Here is an 18,477-nt window from a genome sequence, read left to right on the forward strand (position 1 = left end):
GTCGAGGTCTCATCGGGTCGGTGGACGGGCAGCCGGGCAGCACGCAAGAGTTCATCTGCCAGGTCGTCGAGGACGGCACCGTCAGCGCGCAACTGGTCGGCGGTGCGGGCCAACGCCTGTGCGACACCACCGCCGAGCACATCCTCGAGCAACGGCAGCACCTCGTTGCGCACCCGCACCCGCGTGTAGGCCGGGTCGTCGTTGTGCGGATCGCGCCACGGCTCGATCCCCAGATCTGCGCACAGCTGTTCGGTCTGTGCCCGCCGCACCCCGAGCAACGGCCGCCCCCACGGCTCGTTCCACGCCGCCATCCCCTGAATCGACCGCCCACCCGACCCCCGCGCCAACCCGAGCAACACGGTCTCGGCCTGATCGTCGAGGGTATGCCCGAGCAGCACCGGCCGCCCGTCGCGCACCGATTCCAGCGCCGCGTACCGAGCCGCCCGAGCCGCCGCCTCGACCCCACCCGCACGCCCCACCTCCACCGCGACCACCCGCGCGTCCACACACCCCAACGCGAGCGCCTGCTCGACCGCGCGCCGGGCAACCGCACCCGACCCGTCCTGCAACCGGTGATCCACGACGACAGCGGTCACCGCCCCGCACTCGACCACCGCGGCCGCCACCAACGCGAGCGAATCGGCCCCGCCGGACAATCCGACAACGACCGGTCCCCGCCCGCCCCGAGCGACAACCCACTCCCGCACCGCACGCCGCACCGCAAGCACAGCCGGAGTCGCCGGCAGTTTCGGCGCCATCATCGACCATCCCGACGACACGACGCGGTGCCGATACCGGCCGCGTAACTCATACCGGCAGGCTACCCAGCCTCGGCAGACGCTGATACCGACACCTCGACCGCCGACGACCACGAGCCCGGCTATGCGGACACCGAACCGACGACGCGCACGGCATCATCCGGACAGGCAGACTCAACCACGGCAGGCGCAAACGCACCCGACTCGAACAGCATCAAGGCCAGAAGGCCCATCAGTCGCGAACGCACAGGCACGCCGACTCGACCGGCGTCACCGCCATAAGGATCCAGCGGTCTCGGGCGCTCCTGCCCGCCGACTCGAACGGAACATCGCCAGGAGGATTCAGTCGGGCGCGAGCGCACCGTCAACGGGCCAGGATGCGTCATCACGGGCGCGGCCATCATCGACGACGTCTCCGCGACGAATCACTACAGCACCCTGTCTATCCACCGTTGTGGAGAATCGATCTCGTCCAAGCGAGGCAGTGTGTCCGCGTTCGTCCAGATCGTGTTGAACTCCGTGACGCCGACCCGCTCGACCACCGCGTCGACGAACTTCTTGCCCCGCACGTACTGCGCCACCTTGGCGTCCACGCCGAGCAGCGCCCGCAGCACCCGCTGGATCGGGTTCGACGGCTTCTGCCTGCGCCGGTCGAACGCCGCCCGAATGTGTGCCACGCTCGGCACCACCGTGGGGCCGACGGCGTCCATCACGTGGTCGGCGTGCCCTTCGAGCAGCGTGCCGAGCATGAGCAGCCGGTCGAGCGCCTCGCGCTGGGGTGGGGCCTGGGCCGCGCGCAGCAGGCCGACGACGCCCTTGCTGTTGGGGTCGTCGGCGAGCTGTCCACTGCGGCGGGCGCGCACCTCACCGACGAGCCGGGTGAGCATCTGACTCATCGGTTCCTCGCCGACCTCGCTGAGGATGTCGACATTGGTCCGCATGTACCCGGCCAGCCAGGGCGCCGAGGAGAACTGCACCCGATGGGTCACCTCGTGCAGGCACACCCACAGCCGGAAATCGCCGGCGTCCACGCCGAGGGCACGTTCGACGCCGAGAATATTGGGCGCGACCAGCAGCAATGTGCCGTCTTCACCGGTGAACGGGTCGTATTGGCCGAGGATCGCGGTGGACAGGAACGCCAGCATGGTCCCGGCCTGCACACCCGCCGGTTTCCCGGCGAACGGTCCCTTGCCCGCGTCGGTCCCGGTGAGCACCGACATCGAGTCGGCGGCCGCGGCGATCCAGCCGGGCCGGTCGACGATCCGCGCCTCGGGCACCGGACGGTCGTCGAGCAGGCCGCTCACCTCGCGCACCGGCATCTCGGCGAGGATCGAGGCCGACGCCAGTTCGGCGACGACCTGTTCGGCGTTGTCGCGCGAGGTACGCGGTCCCGGTGGCGCGAGCAGCGCCCCGGTTCTCGCGGCCAGCCGCCAGTCGACGACCGCATTGAATCCGGGGTTCTTGCGCCCGGTCTTGTCCTCGCTCATCGCCACCCGCTCTCAGGAACATCCACAGTTGCGCAGGGCACCCGCCACCGCGTCGAGCGCGGGTCTGCTGACCTCCGGCAGCCGGTCGTTGGACATGAGCGCGAAGGTCAGTACCCGCCCGTCCCGGTCGAGCACATACCCCACCAACGCGCTCGCCACGCTCAGAGTTCCGGTCTTGGCCCGCACCCACCCCGCGCCCTGCCTGTTCTGGGTGACGAAGCGGGGGGCGAGCGTCCCGGTTCCGCCCGCGACCGGCAGGTCGTCGAGCAGGGGCGCCAGAGCCGCTGCGCGCGGATCGTTTTCGGGCCTGGCCTGGGTACCGGCGGGCACGATGGCGGCGTCACCGGTCGGCTTGGCCGCGGTGGCCACGATGGTGTCGAGCAGGCGCGGCGGCACCCGGTCGTCGACGGACAGGCCGCTGTTGTCGGCCAGGTGCAGGCCGGTCACGTCGAATCCGGCGGTGGTGAGCGCGGCGGCCGTCGCGGCGGTGGCACCGGCGAAGGACGCCTCCCGTCCGGTGGCGAGCGCCAGTTCGCGTCCGATGGTCTCGGCCAGCACGTTGTCGGAGTGGATCATCATGTCGTGCAACCGAATTCGCAACGGCGCCGATTCGACCTTCGCGATCTCGACGCCGTTGCTCGCGGCCTGGCCGACGCGCACGGCGGCCGGGTCGATGCCGAGTTCGGCGGCCAGGGCGCGCCCCACGTCGAGTGCTGGGGTCGAGGTGCGCGGGGAGTAGTCGGCCGACGGGTCGAACCGTCCGCCGTCGAGCATCACCGGTTCGATGGGGGTGATCGAGCCCTCGGGGATGTCGATCGGATCCCAGCCCGGCGCCATCGTCGGCCCGGCGTAGGCGGAGGTGTCGACGACGATCGCGTTCGCCTGCCTGCCCGCGGCCTTGATCTGCGCGGCGAGGTCGGCGATGCGCGGGCCGTCGGTGTAATAGCCGCCGTCGGCGCGAGTGGTGAGCGTCGGATCGCCGCCGCCGACCAGCACGAGTTCCCCCGGCGCCCCGGCGACGACCCGGGTGGCGACCCGCTGATCGTCGGGCAGGGTGAGCAGCGCGGCCGCGACCAGCATGATCTTCGCCGTCGACGACGGAATCATCGCCTTGGCCGGTTCCTGGCTCCACAGCACGGTTCCGCTGGTCGGGTCGGTGACCTGCCCGGCGAACGCCCCGAGATCCGGGCTGCTCGCCACCTGCGCGAGGGCCGCCGCGATCCCCTCGGCCGACGGCGCGGGGGCGTTCGATCCGGCCGGGGCGATCGCGATCGTCGGCGCGACGGCCGACGGCGCGTCGGCGACGGTGAGCCCACCGTGCCGGAATTCCGGGGTCCACGGCCGGGCGATCGCGGCGAAACCGCCACCGATCACCAGCAGCGCGACGACGACCGCCGACAACCAGATCCACCCCGACCGGCGACGTCGCGGCTCCTGCCATCCCGGATTCTGTTCGCTTGGACCGATCACGACCGTCGTTTCTCCTCTAGCCCGCCCGACGCCCGACCGCGCTGAGCCGCCTGCCGCACCGGTGTTCCGGCACTCCACACTATCCTCGTTGCGCAACGGTTCCCCAGAACGATCTGGCGATTCGGCACACAAGCACTCGAACGAACAAGGAGATGGCGTGGAGTTCGACGTCACCATCGAGATTCCCAAGGGTTCTCGGAACAAGTACGAGGTCGATCACGAGAGCGGCCGGGTGAAGCTCGACCGGTACCTGTACACCTCCATGGCCTACCCGGCCGACTACGGCTTCATCGAGAACACCCTCGGTGAGGACGGCGATCCGCTGGACGCGCTGGTGCTGCTGCCGGAGTCGGTGTTCCCCGGTGTCATCGTCGAGGCCCGCCCCGTCGCGGTGTACCGGATGACCGACGAGGCCGGTGGCGACGACAAGATCCTGTGTGTGCCCGCGGGCGACCCCCGCTGGGACCACATCCAGGACATCACCGACGTCCCCGAGTTCGAGCTGGCCGCGATCAAGCACTTCTTCGAGCGCTACAAGGACCTCGAGCCCGGCAAGTTCGTGAAGGGTTCGGAGTGGCTGGACCGCGCCGAGGCCGTCAAGATCATCGACGAGGCCTTCGCCCGGCTGAAGGAATCCGGCCACTGAGCCGATAGACGACGAAAAACGGGAAGTCCGAAGGGGATTTGGACTTCCCGTTTTTCTGTTTCTGGGGGATCAGTACCAGATGTAGAGGTCCCAGCCCTCCCAGGTCTCGACGCACTGCCAGTAGTAGCCGCCGGTGTAGGACGACTCGCCGTCGGCGCGGCACTGGTAGAGCTCGTAGTAGGTGCCGTAGTACGTGCCCTCCGGCGCGGCCGCGGCGGCGGTGCCCGCGGTGACCGTCGACACCCCGGCGACGGTAGCCAGGGCCAGCAGTGCGGCGGCGATGGTGGTCATGATGCGCATGTCGTTCTCCTGATGTTCGTTGCGACATCAGGAACGTTATGGGCGTTCGACCGCCGAAACAGCCACCCCTAGGTGGCCATTCGGGCCCACCTAGGTCGCTTCACCTTTCCCACCCTTCGTCGACTGCGCGGCGGTGTCGGCCATGGCGCCGATGCCGTCGGCGGCCTTCGCGTCGCCCGCCGACTGCAGGCCACCCGACATACGCAGCGGCACTTCCTTCCAGAACAGCACGAGCAGCAGCGCGAGCAGCGCGACGCCGGTGGCGAACAGGAACACCGTCGACATGGAGTCGGCGAAGCCGACCTGGAACGGTTCGGCCAGGTCCGGGTCGAGTTGCTGGATGATCGAGCTGTCCTGCAACACCTTTCCGGCGGCCGAGGTGTCCTGGGCGAGCAGCCCCTGCGACAGGGCGGCATCGGCCGGGTTGTCGCCGCGCGCTCCTTCGATCACGGCCTGCTGATACGCCGGATCGGTGGCGGCGTGGCGCAGTTCGTCGGTGATGTTGGGGGTGAGCAGGGTGAACAGGACCGACAGGAACACCGCGGCACCCAGGGTGCCACCGATCTGCCGGAAGAACGTGGCCGCCGCGGTGGACACACCCATGTCCTTGGGCGGCAACGCGTTCTGCAATGCGAGGGTGAGCGGCTGCATCAGATTGCCGAGCCCGAAACCGGCGACAGCCATGTAGATCATCGCCAGCCACAGCGGGCTGTGCGCGTCGAGCAGGTGCAGCAGGAACAGGCCGAGGGTGAGCATGGCCGCACCGATCACCGGGAAGGCCCGGTAGCTGCCGGTTCTGGAGATCAACCGGCCCGAGAGGATGGAACCGAGCATCAGCCCGAGCACCATCGGCAGCATCTGCAGACCCGCCTCGGTGGGTCCGGCACCGCGCACCACCTGCAGGTATTGCGGCAGCAGCAGCATGCCACCGAACATCGCCGCCCCGACGACGAACGAGATGACGACACCGAGGGTGAAGGTGACGTTGTCGAAGATGCGCAGCGGGATCAGCGCCGCGTCGCCCATGTACTTCTCGATCGCGACGAACCCGATCAACCCGAGCGCGCCGATCACGTAGCAGATCACCGATCCGGTGCTGCTCCAACCCCATTCGCGGCCCTGTTCGGCCACGATGAGCAGCGGGACGAGGCCGACAGCCAACACGAGCGCACCGGCGAAGTCGATGCGATGGGTGGAGTGCGGCTTGCGCGGCAGGTGCAGCACCCGCGTGACGACCACGAGCGCGAGCAGGCCGAGCGGCACGTTCACCAGGAACACCCAGCGCCAGCCGGTGATGCCGAGAATGCTGTCCTGCCCGGCGAGCAGACCGCCGAGCACCGGCCCGAGCACACTCGAGATACCGAACACCGCGAGGAAATAGCCCTGGTAGCGGGCGCGTTCGCGCGGTCCGATGATGTCGCCCATGATGGCGAGCGCCAGCGACATCAGGCCGCCCGCGCCGAGCCCCTGGAACGCGCGGAACGCGGCGAGCTGATACATCGACTGGGCCAGTGTGCACAGCAGCGAACCGACGATGAACAGCCCGATCGCGGTGAGGAAGAACGGCTTTCGGCCGAACATGTCCGAGAGCTTGCCGTAGAGCGGGGTACTGATCGTCGCGGTGATGAGGTACGCCGTCGTCGCCCAGGCCTGCAGCGAGTAGCCGTGCAGGTCGTCGGCGATGGTGCGGATGGAGGTCGACACGATCGTCTGATCGAGCGAGGCCAACAGCATGCCGAGCATCAGCCCGGACAGGATGGTCAGGATCTGGCGGTGGGTGAAACCGGCGGGCGATTCCGCCACCGCCACGGTCGTCGTCACGAGGCGTTCTCCGATGTGTTGAGAGTGAGCAGCAGCGGCCGGGCCTGCTCGTAGTCCTCCACGAAGCGGGTGAGCAGAGCGGCGAAGTGCTCGCGGTCGGGTTCGGGCCAGTCCCTGGTGACGATCGCGATGGATTCGCGCCGTCGCTCGCGGATGCGGTCGGCGGTCTCGCGGCCGTAGTCGGTGGCGGCCAGTACGGTGGCGCGCCCGTCGTCGGGGTCGGCGGTGCGGACAACGAGCCCGCGGTCCACCAGCTGCGCCACCTGCCTGCTCACCGTCGATGCGTCCGAGTTCACCGCTTCGGCCAGCGCGCCCGAGCGCATCGGTCCGTCGCAGACCAGCCGGAACAGCACGACGAAGCCCGCCGGTTCGATGCCGGAGCGGTCCTTCATCTGGGCGAGGGCGCGGTCGCGCAGCCGGTGCAGGCGGACGAGGTGGACGGCGATCGTGTCGATCGCCGGGTCGTACTCCGTCACCGCATCACCTTTACTTGTATCAGACAATTAGTTGTGTGATGCAAGTATGTGGGCAGACCGGTCGCCGGGGCAACCGTTTATGCTGGCTTTACTCGCCCTTGAACTGCGGGGCGCGCTTCTGGAAGACCGCCGTCATCGCCTCGGTGAGGTCGTGCGAGGGCAGGAACGCCGCGTTCCAGGCCGACACATACCGCAAACCGTCGGCCACGCCCGGAGCAGTACGGTGCTCGAGCACATCCTTGATGCCCTGCACCACCAGCGGCGGGTTGTCCGCGATCTCGCGCGCCAGCTGGTGCGCCGCCGCGAGCACGGCCTCTTGGTCGGCGTACACGTCGTTCACCAGCCCGATCCGCTCGGCCCGCGCCGCGTCGATGTCCTTGGCGGTGTACGCCAGTTCGCGCAGGTGACCCTCACCGATGATGCCGGGTAGGCGCTGCAGCGAACCGATGTCGGCCACGATCGCCACCTTCGCCTCGCGCAGGCTGAACTTGGCGTCGGCGCTGGCCAGGCGGATGTCGGCGGCCGCGATCAGGTCGAGCCCGCCGCCGATGCACCATCCCGACACCGCCGCGATCACCGGCTTCACACAGGTGGCCACCGCGGTGACGGAGTCCTGCATGCGCCGGACCTCCTTGAGGAACTCGGTGCGCTGAGCCGCCTTGGCGCCGTCGGCGAGCACAGGGCCGAGCGTGCCACCCATCGCGGCCAGGTCGAGCCCGTAGGAGAAGTGCTTGCCCGATCCGGTGAGCACCACGGCGCGCACCTGCGGATCGGCGTCCAGCTCGGCGAAGATCTCCGGCAGTTCGCGCCAGAAATCCGGTCCCATCGCATTGCCCTTGCCGGGCCCGGTCAGCGTGACCTGGGCGATGTTGTCGGCGATCTCGACGGCAAAGGCCTTCCATTCACTCATGTGCTGATTATGGTCTGCCCGGGTCGACCCGCACCCTCCGGCGTCGGAGCGAATTCACGGCAACCCGAAAATGTCACTCTCCCGGCATAATTCGACCGACCGTCCTACTCTGGACGACATGCGCAGGTCGTCTTTGCCGATGGTCGCGTGCCGGGTGGCCGACACGCTCATCGCGCGCGGGCACCACGGCGTCATCGTCTCCCCCGACACGCCGACCACCACCGCCGTCGAGGCCGCTCGTGCCCTCGGCGCCCACCCCAGCGCCATCACCACCGCCCAGCTGTACCTGCTCGACAACGACCCGGTGCTGCTGCTGGTAGCCGCCCACCACCAGGTCGACCCGCACCGCACCGGCCCTCTTCTCGACGGCCAGCTCACCCGATGTCCCCCCGCCCTCGCCGAGCGCGTCACCGGCCAACCGCTCACCGGTACCGCCCCCTTGGGGCACCCGACCAACCTCCCCACCTGGGTCGACACAGCCCTGGCCGCCCACCGCGAGATCTGGGCCGCGGGCGGCCACCCGAGTACGGTCTTCCGCACCACCTACCGCGAGCTCATCCGCATCACCGCGGGGCTACCGCTGGACATCGAGTGAATCAGTCGGCGTAAGGGTCTCTCAAAGGTGCTGGCGTGCGGGCGATTTCGAGCACCCGCTCTGGAAAGGCGGGACCGGCGGCGTAGTACCTGGCTCTCGTACGCCCCACCGGGACGAGAACGTCGCGACGCACCATGTCCCGCAGATCGCGTTGGGCCTGCTGCGTGCTGAGCCCTTCGGCCTGTTCATAACGGGTGCGGCGAACACGGCCCGCCATCGCTACATCGTGCAGCGCCGACACGGTCCGCTCGTCGGCGTCCGACGAGCGCAGGAAGTTCGCAGTCTCGTCCCACACCCGACGCGATCGCGCGACGCGCGCGTGTACGGTCTGCGCCTGCTGGTGGTATGCGGTCAGGCTGAAGCGGATCCACTCCGAAACATCTTGATCAGGTCGGTAGACGCTGCCCCGTCGGCCGAGCACCTGGTAGTACTCCCAGGTGTTGCCCGGTCGGCCGAGCCACGCCTCGATCGAGCAGAACTCGGGGGCGATCACACCCTCACGGGCGATCACCAGGGTTTGCAGCGACCGCGACATGCGGCCGTTGCCGTCGGCCCACGGATGGATCGACACCAGATTCAAGTGGGCCATCGCAGCCGACACCAACGGATGCGTTGTCGACGGCGCGTTCAGCCAGTCGACCAGCTCCGCCATGAGCCCGGGAACGAGCTCGACATCCGGTGCCGTGTACGCGGCGATGCTCGAGTCGCGCGGATCGGTGACGTAAACCGGCCCTCGGCGCCACTGACCAGCGGGCTTGCGCGGCGAGTGACGGTGCCCCTGCAGCATCCAATGCAAGGCATTGAGGAATCCCACGCTGTATCGGAAATCCTCGACATCGTGCAGGGTCTGGATGTAGGTCATCATTCGCGCATAGGCCCCGGTCTCTGCTCGATTCTCCTCCGAGACGTCCACGTCTCGCTCGCCTGCGAGCAGGTCCTCGACGTCGATCGTCGACACCTTGAAGCCCTCGATCGAATTCGAGGCAGCGACCGCATCGGCGGTCAGGAATTTCCGGAGACCGCCGACCCACACCATCGGCACGCTCTGTAGCTCGTATCGCAGGCTCTCACGCATGCGGTCGACGTCGACCAGCACGGTCTCGTCGGCCGGGGAGAGCTGCGGCGTAGGGAACAGCATGACGCAATCATCTCATGCGTAGATGACGTAATTATTCAATTTTCGCGGCATGGTGGTTTTTCTCGGCGTGAGCCTGTCCATAGGCCGGGCAGACCGCCGGGCGTAGGTTGGGGCCGTGGGCGATATACGACGAACACCGGCCGACCTCGTGGTTCCCGACGATCTGAGCGGAATCACGGCCGAGCAGTATCGGGCGTCGATGCGGCACTATCCCGCCGGGGTGACGGTGGTGACGATCGGCGCCGAGACCGGCCCCGTCGGCTTCACCGCGACCTCGTTCGCGTCGCTGTCGCTGGAACCCCCGCTGGTGTCGTTCAACATCGCGCACACCTCGTCGAGCATCGAGGCCCTGCGCGCCGCCGACTCCGTGGTCATCCATTTCCTCGGCGAACACCAGCACCACCTGGCCCACCGCTTCTCCCGCTCCGCCGCCGACCGCTTCACCGACCGAGCCCTCTGGACCACCCTCGACACCGGCGAACCGATCCTGCACGGCACCCCCATCTGGCTCCGCACCACCATCCACCAACTCATCGATCTGGGCGACCACACCCTCGTCGTCGGCCTGGTAACCCGAGTCCACGACGAATCCGCCGACTCCCCCTCCGCCGCCCCCTTGCTGTACTACAACGGCAAATACCACCGCCCCACCCCCATCGACATCTGAGAGTGGATCGACAACACGAGGACGGGGTTCCGATGACTGCACTACCCATCTCCACCGTCCGCCAGAACCTGTTCAAGCTGGTACAGCAGGTCAATGACGACCACGACACCGTCACCGTCGTAACAAAGTCCGGCGAGAACGCGGTCATAGTCTCCGAGACCGATTGGAACGCGATCCAGGAGACCTTGTACGTACTGGCCACCCATGGCGGTGTACGACTGCTCGAATCCGCTCGCGACGCACGGGAAGGCAAGTTCGAAGCTCACGAGTTGATCGATCCCGATGCCTGACCGCAAGCTGGCTTTCAGCGCCTACGGGTGGGAAACGTACACCTCATGGCTTGCGCGGGACCGGACCGTCCGCAAAGCTGCGAACAAGATGATCACCGCCGTTCTGGCCGATCCGTTCGCGGGAATCGGTAAGCCGGAGCCGTTGAAACACCACCTCGCCTGCAACTGGTCGCGCCGCATCACCCGTGAGCACCGGGTGATCTACTACGTCACCGATTCCGAGGTCGTTGTCATTGCGGTCGGCGGCCATTACGACGAGTAGCGACCGACCGGTCAGCCGAGGAGGCAGGGGGTGGCGCCGGTGGGGTCGGGGGTGAGGGGGCGCGTTTCGGGGGTGGGGTTCCAGTGGCCGTTGGTGGAGGCGTAGGTCCAGGTGGGGCCGGTGGTTACCAGGGTGGTGAGGGCGGTGATCAGGCGGTCGACGTCGGCGGGGGTGGTGCCGAGGCCGATGCTGGCGCGCAGGGCGGCGTCGAGGCCGAGGCTGGTCAGCAGCGGGTGAGCGCAGAAGCGGCCGTCGCGCAGGCCGATGGCGTGTTCGGCGGAGAGGTAGGCCGCGACGTGGCCGGGGGTGTAGCCGTCGACGGTGAAGGCGACGATGCCGACGGAGTCGGGGCTGTCGGACCAGATGCGGACGGGACGCACGCTGGGGATGGCGGCGAGGCCGTCGCGCAGGCGGTCGGCGAGGGCGCGTTCGTGGGCGACCAGTTCCTCGGGGTCGATGGCGGCGAGCGCGTCACAGGCGGCGGCGATCGCGGCGGCGCCGAGCACATTCGGTGATCCGGCTTCGTGACGTTGCGGCGCGGGTGCCCACTCCGTCTCCGCCACACCGACAGTGCGCACCGCGCCGCCGCCCGCCAGGTACGGTTCGGCCGCGTCGAGCCAGTCCCGCCTGCCGACCAGCACCCCGGACCCGAACGGCGCGTACAGCTTGTGCCCGGAGAAGGCCAAGTAGTCGATCCCGCTCTCGCGCAGGGAGATCCGCCGATGCGGTGCCAACTGGGCGGCATCGACGAGGATGCGCGCCCCGCACAGGTGCGCGATGTGGGCGAGCCGTTCCAGCGGCAGCACCTCGCCGGTCACGTTGGAAGCGCCGGTGACGGCGAGCAGAGCGGCTGGCCTGCCGCACAATTCGGCGACGACTCGCTGGATCGTCTCCTCGAGCGTCGCGGCGGCCCGGACGACGCGTCGTCCGTTGCGCGTCCAGGGCAGGAAGTTGGCGTGGTGTTCGATGTCGAGCACCACCGTCTCGCCCGGCACGCATCCGGCCAGCAGGTTGAGCGAGTCGGTGGTGTTGCGGGTGAACACGACGACCTGATCGTCGTCGGCGTCGAGGAATCGGGCGACCGATCCGCGCGAGGCCTCGTAGCACTCGGTGGAGATCCGCGAGGCGTACCCGGCGCCGCGATGCACGCTGGCGTAGTACGGCAGCAGTTGCGAGATCCGGTCGGTGACCTGGCGCAATGCGGGTGCGCTCGCCGCGTAGTCGAAGTTGGCGTAGGTGTTCGTTCCGCCCTGGACGAGCGGAACGCGCAGGTCGGCACCGGAAACGGCGGCGAAGGCACAGGTGGGGTCGATAACAGCGGTCATGACGAATATCCCGTCGGCTCAGGGACTCACCACGTAGCGAGAGTCCGCGCTTGCCGCGTCCACCTCGGACGTCGGCCTGGTCGTCACCCGGAGCACCCCACCGCGGAGGAGGGTTGCCGACCAGCTAGCCGGGGCTTGTCGCTGGTACTCGTGACCTGGCATCGAGAGTGGCAGACGATCCGGCCCGCTGTCAACCACCGATCGAATGTCGTTGCCCGCCAGCATCACCCGATTGCCCACGAATTGCCCCGGCCACAACATGCGGCACCCCCCATCATGGACACCCCAAATGATTGAGTTACCCCACTATTTGTTAGGGTGGCTGCCATGCCCTCGACCACGGACCCCGAAAGCGGCCTGGCGCGCTACCCGGTGTACGCGCTCGGCAGGCTCACCAAGGCCATGCACGCCCAGATCGACATCCCACTACGCGATCACTGGGTGCTCACTTTCATCGCCGAGAACGCCGACCTCACCCAGAAGAAGGTCGGCGAGGCGCTCGGCATCGACCGCAGCGAAGTGGTCCGCCTGATCGACGCGCTCGAGGGCGCGGGCCTGGTCGAACGCGCCCGCGACGGCAAGGACCGTCGCAAGTACCGGCTGCGCATCACCGACGCGGGCCGCAAACAGTGCAAACGCACCGACAAGTTGATCGCCGAGGCCACCGCGCGCGTGCTCGGGCGACTCGACGAAGACGAACAGCGCACGCTGCACCGGCTGGCGGTGGCGGCACTCGGCGAACCGCCGGAATCACCGTCGTGAACAGCGCCGACGGCACACCGCACGGTGACCGTCCGGCACCACACGCACCGCGTACCGTTGGCATCTGGTGACCATCCCGTTTGCCCACCGGTAACCCGCTCATGAAACAACAGACACCACCGATGGGGGTCAACCGATGAGAGGTGGACTGAGCACGATGCTCGAGCCACGCACCGAGGACCCGGCGAACCGGCGGCGCGACCCGCTGCTGCGCGCCGATCTGGCCGCGCCGCCGCGCACCCTGGTCGACATTCTCACCAGCACCGCCCTGACCCATCCCGACGCGCCGGCGATCGACGACGGCACGACCGTGCTCAGCTACCTGGAGCTGATCGCCGCGATCGAGGCAAGGATGACCGAGCTCACCGACGCCGGGGTCCGCCCGGGCGACCGGGTAGGCGTGCGGATGCCCTCGGGCAGCGCGGCGCTGTACGTCACCATCCTCGCGGTGCTCTACTGCGGCGCCGCGTACGTGCCCGTCGACGCCGACGACCCGGAGGAACGCGCCCGGCTCGTCTTCGGGGAGGCGCGGGTGAGCGCGATCGCGACCGGCGCGGGCATCGAATCCGACACCGCCGTCGCGGGCCGCGCCGGTCACAGCGATCCGAACACGCTGCCGACGCCCGCCGACGACGCCTGGATCATCTTCACCTCGGGTTCCACCGGCACCCCGAAAGGCGTTGCGGTGACCCATCGCAACGCCGCCGCGTTCGTCGACGCCGAGGCCCGCCTGTTCCTGCGCGACGCCCCGATCGGTCCCGGCGACCGCGTGCTGGCGGGCCTGTCGGTGGCGTTCGACGCCTCGTGTGAGGAGATGTGGCTGGCCTGGCGCAACGGCGCCTGCCTGGCGCCTGCCCCGCGCGACCTGGTGCGCACCGGCGCCGACCTGGGGCCGTGGCTGATGCGCCGCGAGATCAGCGTCGTGTCCACCGTGCCGACGCTGGCCGCGACCTGGCCGTCGGATGCCCTGGAATCGGTGCGGCTGTTGATCTTCGGCGGCGAGGCCGTGCCACCGGAACTGGCCGAACGACTGGCGGGCGCCGACCGCGAGGTGTGGAACACCTACGGTCCAACCGAGGCGACCGTCGTCGCGTGCGCGGCCCTGCTCACCGGGGCGATGCCCGTGCGTATCGGTCTGCCGCTGGACGGCTGGGACCTCACCGTCGTCGACCAGCGGGGCAACCCGGTACCACCCGGCGAGACAGGCGAACTCGTGATCGGCGGCGTCGGCCTGGCCCGCTATCTCGACCCGGCCAAGGACGCCGAGAAGTACGCGCCGCTGCCGTCGCTCGGCTGGGAACGCGCGTATCGCAGTGGCGATCTCGTGCGCAACGATCCCGAAGGCCTGATCTTCCTCGGTCGCGCCGACGATCAGATCAAGATCGGCGGCCGCCGCATCGAACTCGGCGAGATCGACAACGCGCTGCAGCACCTGCCCGGCGTGAGCGGTGCCGCCGCCGCGATCCGGACGACCAAGGCGGGCAACAAGATCCTCGTCGGCTACCTCACCGGCGCGGGCCCCGACTTCGATGCCAAGCAGGCGAGAAAGATCCTGGCCGAACAGCTTCCGGCGCCGCTCGTTCCGCGCCTGGCGGTGGTCGCCGACCTGCCGACCCGCACCTCCGGCAAGGTCGACCGCGACGCCCTGCCCTGGCCGCTGCCGAGCACCGACGACGCCGCCGAGCACGGACTGAGCGGCACCGCCGCCTGGGTCGCTGGGCTGTGGGACGCCATCCTCGGCGCCGAGGTCACCGATCTGGACACCGACTTCTTCGATGTGGGTGGTGGTTCGCTGTCGGCCGCGCAGCTGGTCGGCGCGCTGCGGGAACGGTATCCGCAGGTCACCGTTGCCGATCTCTACGAGCATCCGCGCCTCGGTTCGCTGGTGCGGTTCCTCGACGGCAGCGCCCCTGTCGCCGCCGTCGACGCGCGGGTGGTTGAACCCACTCCCCTGCGTGCCCAGCTCACCCAAGTACTCGCCACCATCCCGCTCACCACGCTCACCGGCTTGCAGTGGGTCACCTGGCTGGCGGTGGTGTCGGCGATCGCCGGTTGGTCCGGTTCGCTGCCGTGGTTGCCCCGGTTGTCGTGGTGGTGGATCGCGCTGGCGTTCGTGCTGTTCATCTCGCCGATCGGCCGGATGACGCTGTGCGTCGCGGGCGCCCGCGTGCTGCTCGCCGGGCTGCGGCCCGGCACCTACCCGCGTGGTTCGTTGGTGCATCTTCGCCTGTGGGCGGCCGTGCGCCTCTCCGAAGCCAGTGGCGCCGAAAGCCTTTCGGGCGCACCGCTGATGGTGCCGTTCGCGCGGGCGCTCGGCGCGAAGATCGGCAAGGGCGTCGACCTGCACACCCTGCCCCCGGTCACCGGCATGCTCGAACTCGGTGACGGCGCGAGCGTGGAACCCGAGGTCGACCTGTCCGGCTACTGGGTCGACGGCGACCGCGTGCACATCGGCGGCATCACCATCGGTGAGGGCGCGGTGATCGGGGCACGATCGATCCTGCTGCCCGGCACCAAGATCGGTAAACGCGCCGAGATCGCGCCCGGTTCGGCCGTGTCCGGCAAGGTCAAGGGCGAACAGGAATGGGCGGGTTCACCGGCGGCGAAAACCGGTAAGGCGCCGCGTCGCTGGCCCGACCACTCCCCCGATCGCGCCAGGCACTGGCTGGTCGTCTTCGGCCTCTCGTCCATGGCCCTGGCCGCGATGCCGGTACTCGGACTGGCCGTCGGCGGCACGTTCATCGCCTGGTGGGTGCGCGAGGAGACGACCATCGGCGCCGCCGCCCTGCGCGGTTTCGTCATCCTGCCGGTGGCCACCCTGCTCAGCCTCGGCGTGTACGCGGTGGCGACGGTGCTCGCGGTCCGCCTGCTCGGCATCGGCCTGCGCGAGGGCTACCACCCGGTGCGCAGCCGCACGGGCTGGCAGGTGTGGGCTACCGAGCGACTGCTCGATTCGGCACGCACCTTCCTGTTCCCGCTGTATGCCAGCCTGCTCACCCCGATCTGGTTGCGGCTGCTCGGCGCGCGGGTCGGCAAGAACGTGGAGGCCTCGACGGTGTTGCTGCTGCCCAAGTTCACCGTGGTCGCCGATGGCGCGTTCCTGGCCGACGACACCATGATCGGCAGCTACGAACTCGGCGGTGGCTGGCTGCGCATCGGCGAGGCCAAGGTCGGCAAGCGCGCCTTCCTCGGCAATTCCGGGATGACCGCACCCGGGCGCCGGGTGCCCAAGAACGGGCTGGTCGCCGTGCTGTCGGCGGCGCCGAGCAAGGCGAAGGCCGGGTCGTCGTGGCTGGGCAGCCCGCCGGTGCGGTTGCGTCGCGCGACCGAATCCGCCGACACCTCACGCACTTTCGACCCGCCGCTGCGGTTGAAGCTGGCGCGCGCGTTCGTGGAGACGTGCCGATTGATCCCGGTGATGGTGACCTTCGCCATCGGCCTCGGCGTGCTGTTCACGCTGGCTCTGATCGCCCAGCACAGCGACTATCTGGTGGCCGCGTCGCTGTCCGGGTTGGTGCTGATGGGCGCGGGCGCGGTGGCCGGGGCGACAGCCGTGGCCGCGAAATGGCTGCTGATCGGGCGCATCCGGGCCGTGGAGCATCCGCTGTGGAGCTCGTTCGTGTGGCGCAACGAAGTGTCGGACGCCTTCGTCGAGACCGTCGCGGCGCCGTGGTTCGCGCGGGCCGCGACGGGTACCCCGGTGATGAATCTGTGGTTGCGCGGACTCGGTGCCAAGATCGGCCGGGGGGTATGGTGCGAATCCTATTGGCTTCCGGAGGCAGACCTGGTGACACTCGGCGACGGCGCGACCGTGGAACGCGGCTGTGTGGTGCAGACCCACCTGTTCCACGACCGCATCATGTCCATGGACACGGTGACACTCGACGCCGGTGCCACCCTCGGCCCGCACTGCGTCGCGCTGCCCGCCGCCCACATCGGCGCGGGCGCGACCATCGGACCGGCCTCACTCGTCATGCGCGGTGACGTGGTTCCGCCGTCGACCCGCTGGTGGGGCAACCCCATCGCGCCCTGGGCGAGTTGATGCGCTCGTTCTACGAGGACCCGATCGACGTCTACCTCCCGCAGAACGGCAACCGCGGCTACCGGGTGTCGCGTTACGAGCTGGAACTGAGCTACAAACCGGCCAGCAACCGGCTGGCCGGGCGGGCGGTGATCATCGCGGTCACCACCGAGGTCCGGTCGTCGTTCACCCTCGACCTCTCGCCCGCGCTCGGGGTGTCGAAGGTGTTCGTCAACGGGTCCAAGTCGGTGAAGTTCAGTCATCAGCGCGGCAAGCTGTCGCTCACTCCGCAGCAGAAGATCCCGGCGGGCGGTGTGCTCGAGATCACCGTCAACTACGCGGGCACGCCGAAGCCGGTGCGCGGGCCGTGGGGCGAGGTGGGCTGGGAGGAACTCACCGAGGGCTCGCTCGTGGCCAGCCAGCCCAACGGCGCGGCGTCGTGGTTCCCCTGCGACGACCACCCGAGTTCCAAAGCGTCCTACCGCATCTCGATCACCACCGACAGCCCGTACTACGCGCTGGCCAACGGCACCCTGATGCGTAAACAGGCCAAGGCCAGCCAGACCACCTGGGTGTACGAGGCGCCCGAACCGATGGCCACCTACCTGGCGACCATCCAGATCGGCAACTACCGCAAGTACCGCGTCGGCAGTCCCGGCGAGCCGGTGCCGATGCAGGCCGTCGTCCCGCCGAGGCTGCGCGCGAACTTCGAACACGATTTCGCGCGTCAGCCGCAGATGATGGCGTTGTTCACCGAGAAGTTCGGGCCGTACCCGTTCGAGAACTACAGCGTGGTCGTCACCGACGACGACCTCGACATCCCGATCGAGGCACAGGGCATCTCCATCTTCGGCGCCAACCACTGCGACGGCAGGCGCGGCGCCGAACGACTCGTCGCCCACGAACTGGCACACCAGTGGTTCGGCAACAGCCTGACCCTGCGGCAGTGGCGTGACATCTGGCTGCACGAAGGCTTCGCCTGCTACGCCGAATGGCTCTGGTCGGAGGCCTCCGGCGGACCGAGCGCCGACGCGCTGGCCCGCACCGCGCACGCGAACCTGGCCCGGCTACCGCAGGACATCATCGTCGGCGATCCAGGTCCGGCGGACATGTTCGACGATCGCGTCTACAAGCGCGGCGCACTGACGTTGCACGCGCTGCGCCTGGAACTGCGCGACCACCTGTTCTTCCAGCTCATCCGGGAATGGACCGCGCGCTACCGGCATTCGTCGGTGACCACCGAGGAGTTCGTCGACCTCGCCGGTCACTACAGCGTGACGCCGCTGCGCGGACTGTTCGCGATCTGGCTCGGCACCAAGCCGTTGCCGCAGCTGCCTCAGAACACCAAGTAGCGCTGGGCCAGTTCCTCGACGAGCGGGTCGTCGGCGGGCACCATCTCGAGTGCCTCCAAATCGTCGGCGACCGCGATGTGGTGGTTGTCGTCCTGTTCGGGGTCCGGCCCGTCCTCGGCCAGTTGACGCTGCAACTTCTGCCGGACCCGGTCCTTCAGTGAATCGCGCATGGTTCCAGGTTGCCCGTCGACCGGCGC

General features: G+C 68.8%; 17 protein-coding genes, 1 pseudogene and 1 riboswitch. Of the genes and pseudogenes, 8 read left to right on the top strand and 10 right to left on the bottom strand.

Features of this window, described 5'->3' with window-relative positions; all coding sequences use genetic code 11:
• Positions 1-35 precede the first annotated feature (35 nt).
• The 3 genes and pseudogenes from tilS to dacB form a co-directional block, all read right to left on the bottom strand.
• Positions 36-758: pseudogene (gene tilS / locus NC7_RS29895) on the bottom strand (tRNA lysidine(34) synthetase TilS); the annotation flags it as partial.
• A gap of 428 nt (positions 759-1,186) precedes the next feature.
• Positions 1,187-2,245, bottom strand: a complete 1,059-nt coding sequence (locus NC7_RS00285) for an Rv3626c family coenzyme F420 biosynthesis-associated protein (RefSeq protein WP_067977475.1) — start codon at positions 2,243-2,245, stop codon at positions 1,187-1,189.
• Between the two features lie 12 nt (positions 2,246-2,257).
• A complete protein-coding gene (gene dacB / locus NC7_RS00290) occupies positions 2,258-3,715 on the bottom strand; it encodes a D-alanyl-D-alanine carboxypeptidase/D-alanyl-D-alanine endopeptidase (RefSeq protein WP_067977477.1) in 1,458 nt (485 codons plus the stop codon).
• A 157-nt stretch (positions 3,716-3,872) separates the two neighbouring features.
• On the opposite strand from dacB, the gene NC7_RS00295 reads away from it, so the two are divergent.
• The gene (locus NC7_RS00295; RefSeq protein WP_067977480.1) at positions 3,873-4,361 is read left to right on the top strand and encodes an inorganic diphosphatase; all 489 of its coding nucleotides are present in this window, start codon (positions 3,873-3,875) and stop codon (positions 4,359-4,361) included.
• Positions 4,362-4,430: 69 nt separating this feature from the next.
• Here NC7_RS00295 and NC7_RS00300 read toward each other — a convergent pair whose 3' ends face one another.
• From NC7_RS00300 to NC7_RS00315, 4 genes are all read right to left on the bottom strand, one after another.
• Positions 4,431-4,661 (bottom strand): hypothetical protein, encoded by a 231-nt coding sequence (locus NC7_RS00300; protein WP_067977482.1) that lies wholly within the window; start codon positions 4,659-4,661, stop codon positions 4,431-4,433.
• A 90-nt stretch (positions 4,662-4,751) separates the two neighbouring features.
• The gene (locus NC7_RS00305) at positions 4,752-6,482 is read right to left on the bottom strand and encodes an MDR family MFS transporter (RefSeq protein ID WP_067977483.1); all 1,731 of its coding nucleotides are present in this window, start codon (positions 6,480-6,482) and stop codon (positions 4,752-4,754) included.
• On the bottom strand, positions 6,479-6,958 hold the full coding sequence (locus tag NC7_RS00310; RefSeq protein WP_084457653.1) for a MarR family winged helix-turn-helix transcriptional regulator: 480 nt from the start codon (positions 6,956-6,958) through the stop codon (positions 6,479-6,481). Before NC7_RS00310 ends, NC7_RS00305 begins: the two co-directional genes overlap by 4 nt.
• 88 nt (positions 6,959-7,046) lie before the next feature.
• Positions 7,047-7,868: a crotonase/enoyl-CoA hydratase family protein gene (locus NC7_RS00315; protein WP_067977487.1), complete on the bottom strand. Its 822-nt coding sequence runs from the start codon at positions 7,866-7,868 to the stop codon at positions 7,047-7,049.
• A gap of 118 nt (positions 7,869-7,986) precedes the next feature.
• Between NC7_RS00315 and NC7_RS00320 the strand changes: the two genes are divergently transcribed.
• Positions 7,987-8,463: a YbaK/EbsC family protein gene (locus tag NC7_RS00320; protein WP_067977489.1), complete on the top strand. Its 477-nt coding sequence runs from the start codon at positions 7,987-7,989 to the stop codon at positions 8,461-8,463.
• Position 8,464: 1 nt separating this feature from the next.
• Here NC7_RS00320 and NC7_RS00325 read toward each other — a convergent pair whose 3' ends face one another.
• A complete protein-coding gene (locus NC7_RS00325) occupies positions 8,465-9,601 on the bottom strand; it encodes a Fic family protein (RefSeq protein WP_067977490.1) in 1,137 nt (378 codons plus the stop codon).
• Positions 9,602-9,800: 199 nt separating this feature from the next.
• Here NC7_RS00325 and NC7_RS00330 point away from each other — a divergent pair, with 199 nt between their 5' ends.
• From NC7_RS00330 to NC7_RS00340, 3 genes are read left to right on the top strand one after another with little or no spacing between them, the layout of a single operon-like run.
• A complete protein-coding gene (locus NC7_RS00330) occupies positions 9,801-10,268 on the top strand; it encodes a flavin reductase family protein (RefSeq protein ID WP_236573754.1) in 468 nt (155 codons plus the stop codon).
• Positions 10,269-10,300: 32 nt separating this feature from the next.
• The gene (locus NC7_RS00335) at positions 10,301-10,558 is read left to right on the top strand and encodes a type II toxin-antitoxin system Phd/YefM family antitoxin (protein WP_157101772.1); all 258 of its coding nucleotides are present in this window, start codon (positions 10,301-10,303) and stop codon (positions 10,556-10,558) included.
• Positions 10,551-10,820, top strand: a complete 270-nt coding sequence (locus NC7_RS00340; protein ID WP_067977495.1) for a Txe/YoeB family addiction module toxin — start codon at positions 10,551-10,553, stop codon at positions 10,818-10,820. Before NC7_RS00335 ends, NC7_RS00340 begins: the two co-directional genes overlap by 8 nt.
• 11 nt (positions 10,821-10,831) lie before the next feature.
• Here the strand turns inward: NC7_RS00340 and NC7_RS00345 are convergent, their stop codons facing one another.
• A complete protein-coding gene (locus NC7_RS00345; protein ID WP_067977497.1) occupies positions 10,832-12,145 on the bottom strand; it encodes an aminotransferase class V-fold PLP-dependent enzyme in 1,314 nt (437 codons plus the stop codon).
• A 41-nt stretch (positions 12,146-12,186) separates the two neighbouring features.
• Positions 12,187-12,301, bottom strand: a riboswitch (SAM riboswitch).
• 171 nt (positions 12,302-12,472) lie between these two features.
• Between NC7_RS00345 and NC7_RS00350 the strand changes: the two genes are divergently transcribed.
• From NC7_RS00350 to NC7_RS00360, 3 genes are all read left to right on the top strand, one after another.
• Complete coding sequence (locus tag NC7_RS00350; RefSeq protein WP_067977499.1) at positions 12,473-12,907, top strand: MarR family winged helix-turn-helix transcriptional regulator; 435 nt, start codon at positions 12,473-12,475, stop codon at positions 12,905-12,907.
• A 157-nt stretch (positions 12,908-13,064) separates the two neighbouring features.
• Entirely contained in the window at positions 13,065-16,949 is a 3,885-nt protein-coding gene (locus NC7_RS00355) for a Pls/PosA family non-ribosomal peptide synthetase (protein ID WP_067977501.1), read from the top strand.
• Entirely contained in the window at positions 16,949-18,280 is a 1,332-nt protein-coding gene (locus NC7_RS00360) for a M1 family metallopeptidase (RefSeq protein WP_067977542.1), read from the top strand. The genes NC7_RS00355 and NC7_RS00360 overlap by 1 nt, the downstream gene beginning before the upstream one ends.
• Here the strand turns inward: NC7_RS00360 and NC7_RS00365 are convergent.
• Complete coding sequence (locus NC7_RS00365) at positions 18,265-18,450, bottom strand: hypothetical protein (protein WP_067977503.1); 186 nt, start codon at positions 18,448-18,450, stop codon at positions 18,265-18,267. The genes NC7_RS00360 and NC7_RS00365 overlap by 16 nt on opposite strands.
• Positions 18,451-18,477: the final 27 nt, after the last annotated feature.

It is taken from the genome of Nocardia caishijiensis NBRC 108228 (genome assembly GCF_001612825.1).
Taxonomy (GTDB): Bacteria; Actinomycetota; Actinomycetes; order Mycobacteriales; family Mycobacteriaceae; genus Nocardia; species Nocardia caishijiensis.

Coding starts and splice junctions, on each gene's coding strand:
- NC7_RS00355 (WP_067977501.1), top strand. CDS start 13,065: ATGCTCGAGCCACGCACCGAGGACCCGGCGAACCGGCGGCGCGACCCG.
- NC7_RS00330 (WP_236573754.1), top strand. CDS start 9,801: ATGCGGCACTATCCCGCCGGGGTGACGGTGGTGACGATCGGCGCCGAG.
- NC7_RS00315 (WP_067977487.1), bottom strand. CDS start 7,868: ATGAGTGAATGGAAGGCCTTTGCCGTCGAGATCGCCGACAACATCGCC.
- NC7_RS00325 (WP_067977490.1), bottom strand. CDS start 9,601: ATGCTGTTCCCTACGCCGCAGCTCTCCCCGGCCGACGAGACCGTGCTG.
- NC7_RS00320 (WP_067977489.1), top strand. CDS start 7,987: ATGCGCAGGTCGTCTTTGCCGATGGTCGCGTGCCGGGTGGCCGACACG.
- NC7_RS00340 (WP_067977495.1), top strand. CDS start 10,551: ATGCCTGACCGCAAGCTGGCTTTCAGCGCCTACGGGTGGGAAACGTAC.
- NC7_RS00350 (WP_067977499.1), top strand. CDS start 12,473: ATGCCCTCGACCACGGACCCCGAAAGCGGCCTGGCGCGCTACCCGGTG.
- NC7_RS00285 (WP_067977475.1), bottom strand. CDS start 2,245: ATGAGCGAGGACAAGACCGGGCGCAAGAACCCCGGATTCAATGCGGTC.
- NC7_RS00345 (WP_067977497.1), bottom strand. CDS start 12,145: ATGACCGCTGTTATCGACCCCACCTGTGCCTTCGCCGCCGTTTCCGGT.
- NC7_RS00335 (WP_157101772.1), top strand. CDS start 10,301: ATGACTGCACTACCCATCTCCACCGTCCGCCAGAACCTGTTCAAGCTG.
- NC7_RS00300 (WP_067977482.1), bottom strand. CDS start 4,661: ATGCGCATCATGACCACCATCGCCGCCGCACTGCTGGCCCTGGCTACC.
- NC7_RS00360 (WP_067977542.1), top strand. CDS start 16,949: ATGCGCTCGTTCTACGAGGACCCGATCGACGTCTACCTCCCGCAGAAC.
- NC7_RS00365 (WP_067977503.1), bottom strand. CDS start 18,450: ATGCGCGATTCACTGAAGGACCGGGTCCGGCAGAAGTTGCAGCGTCAA.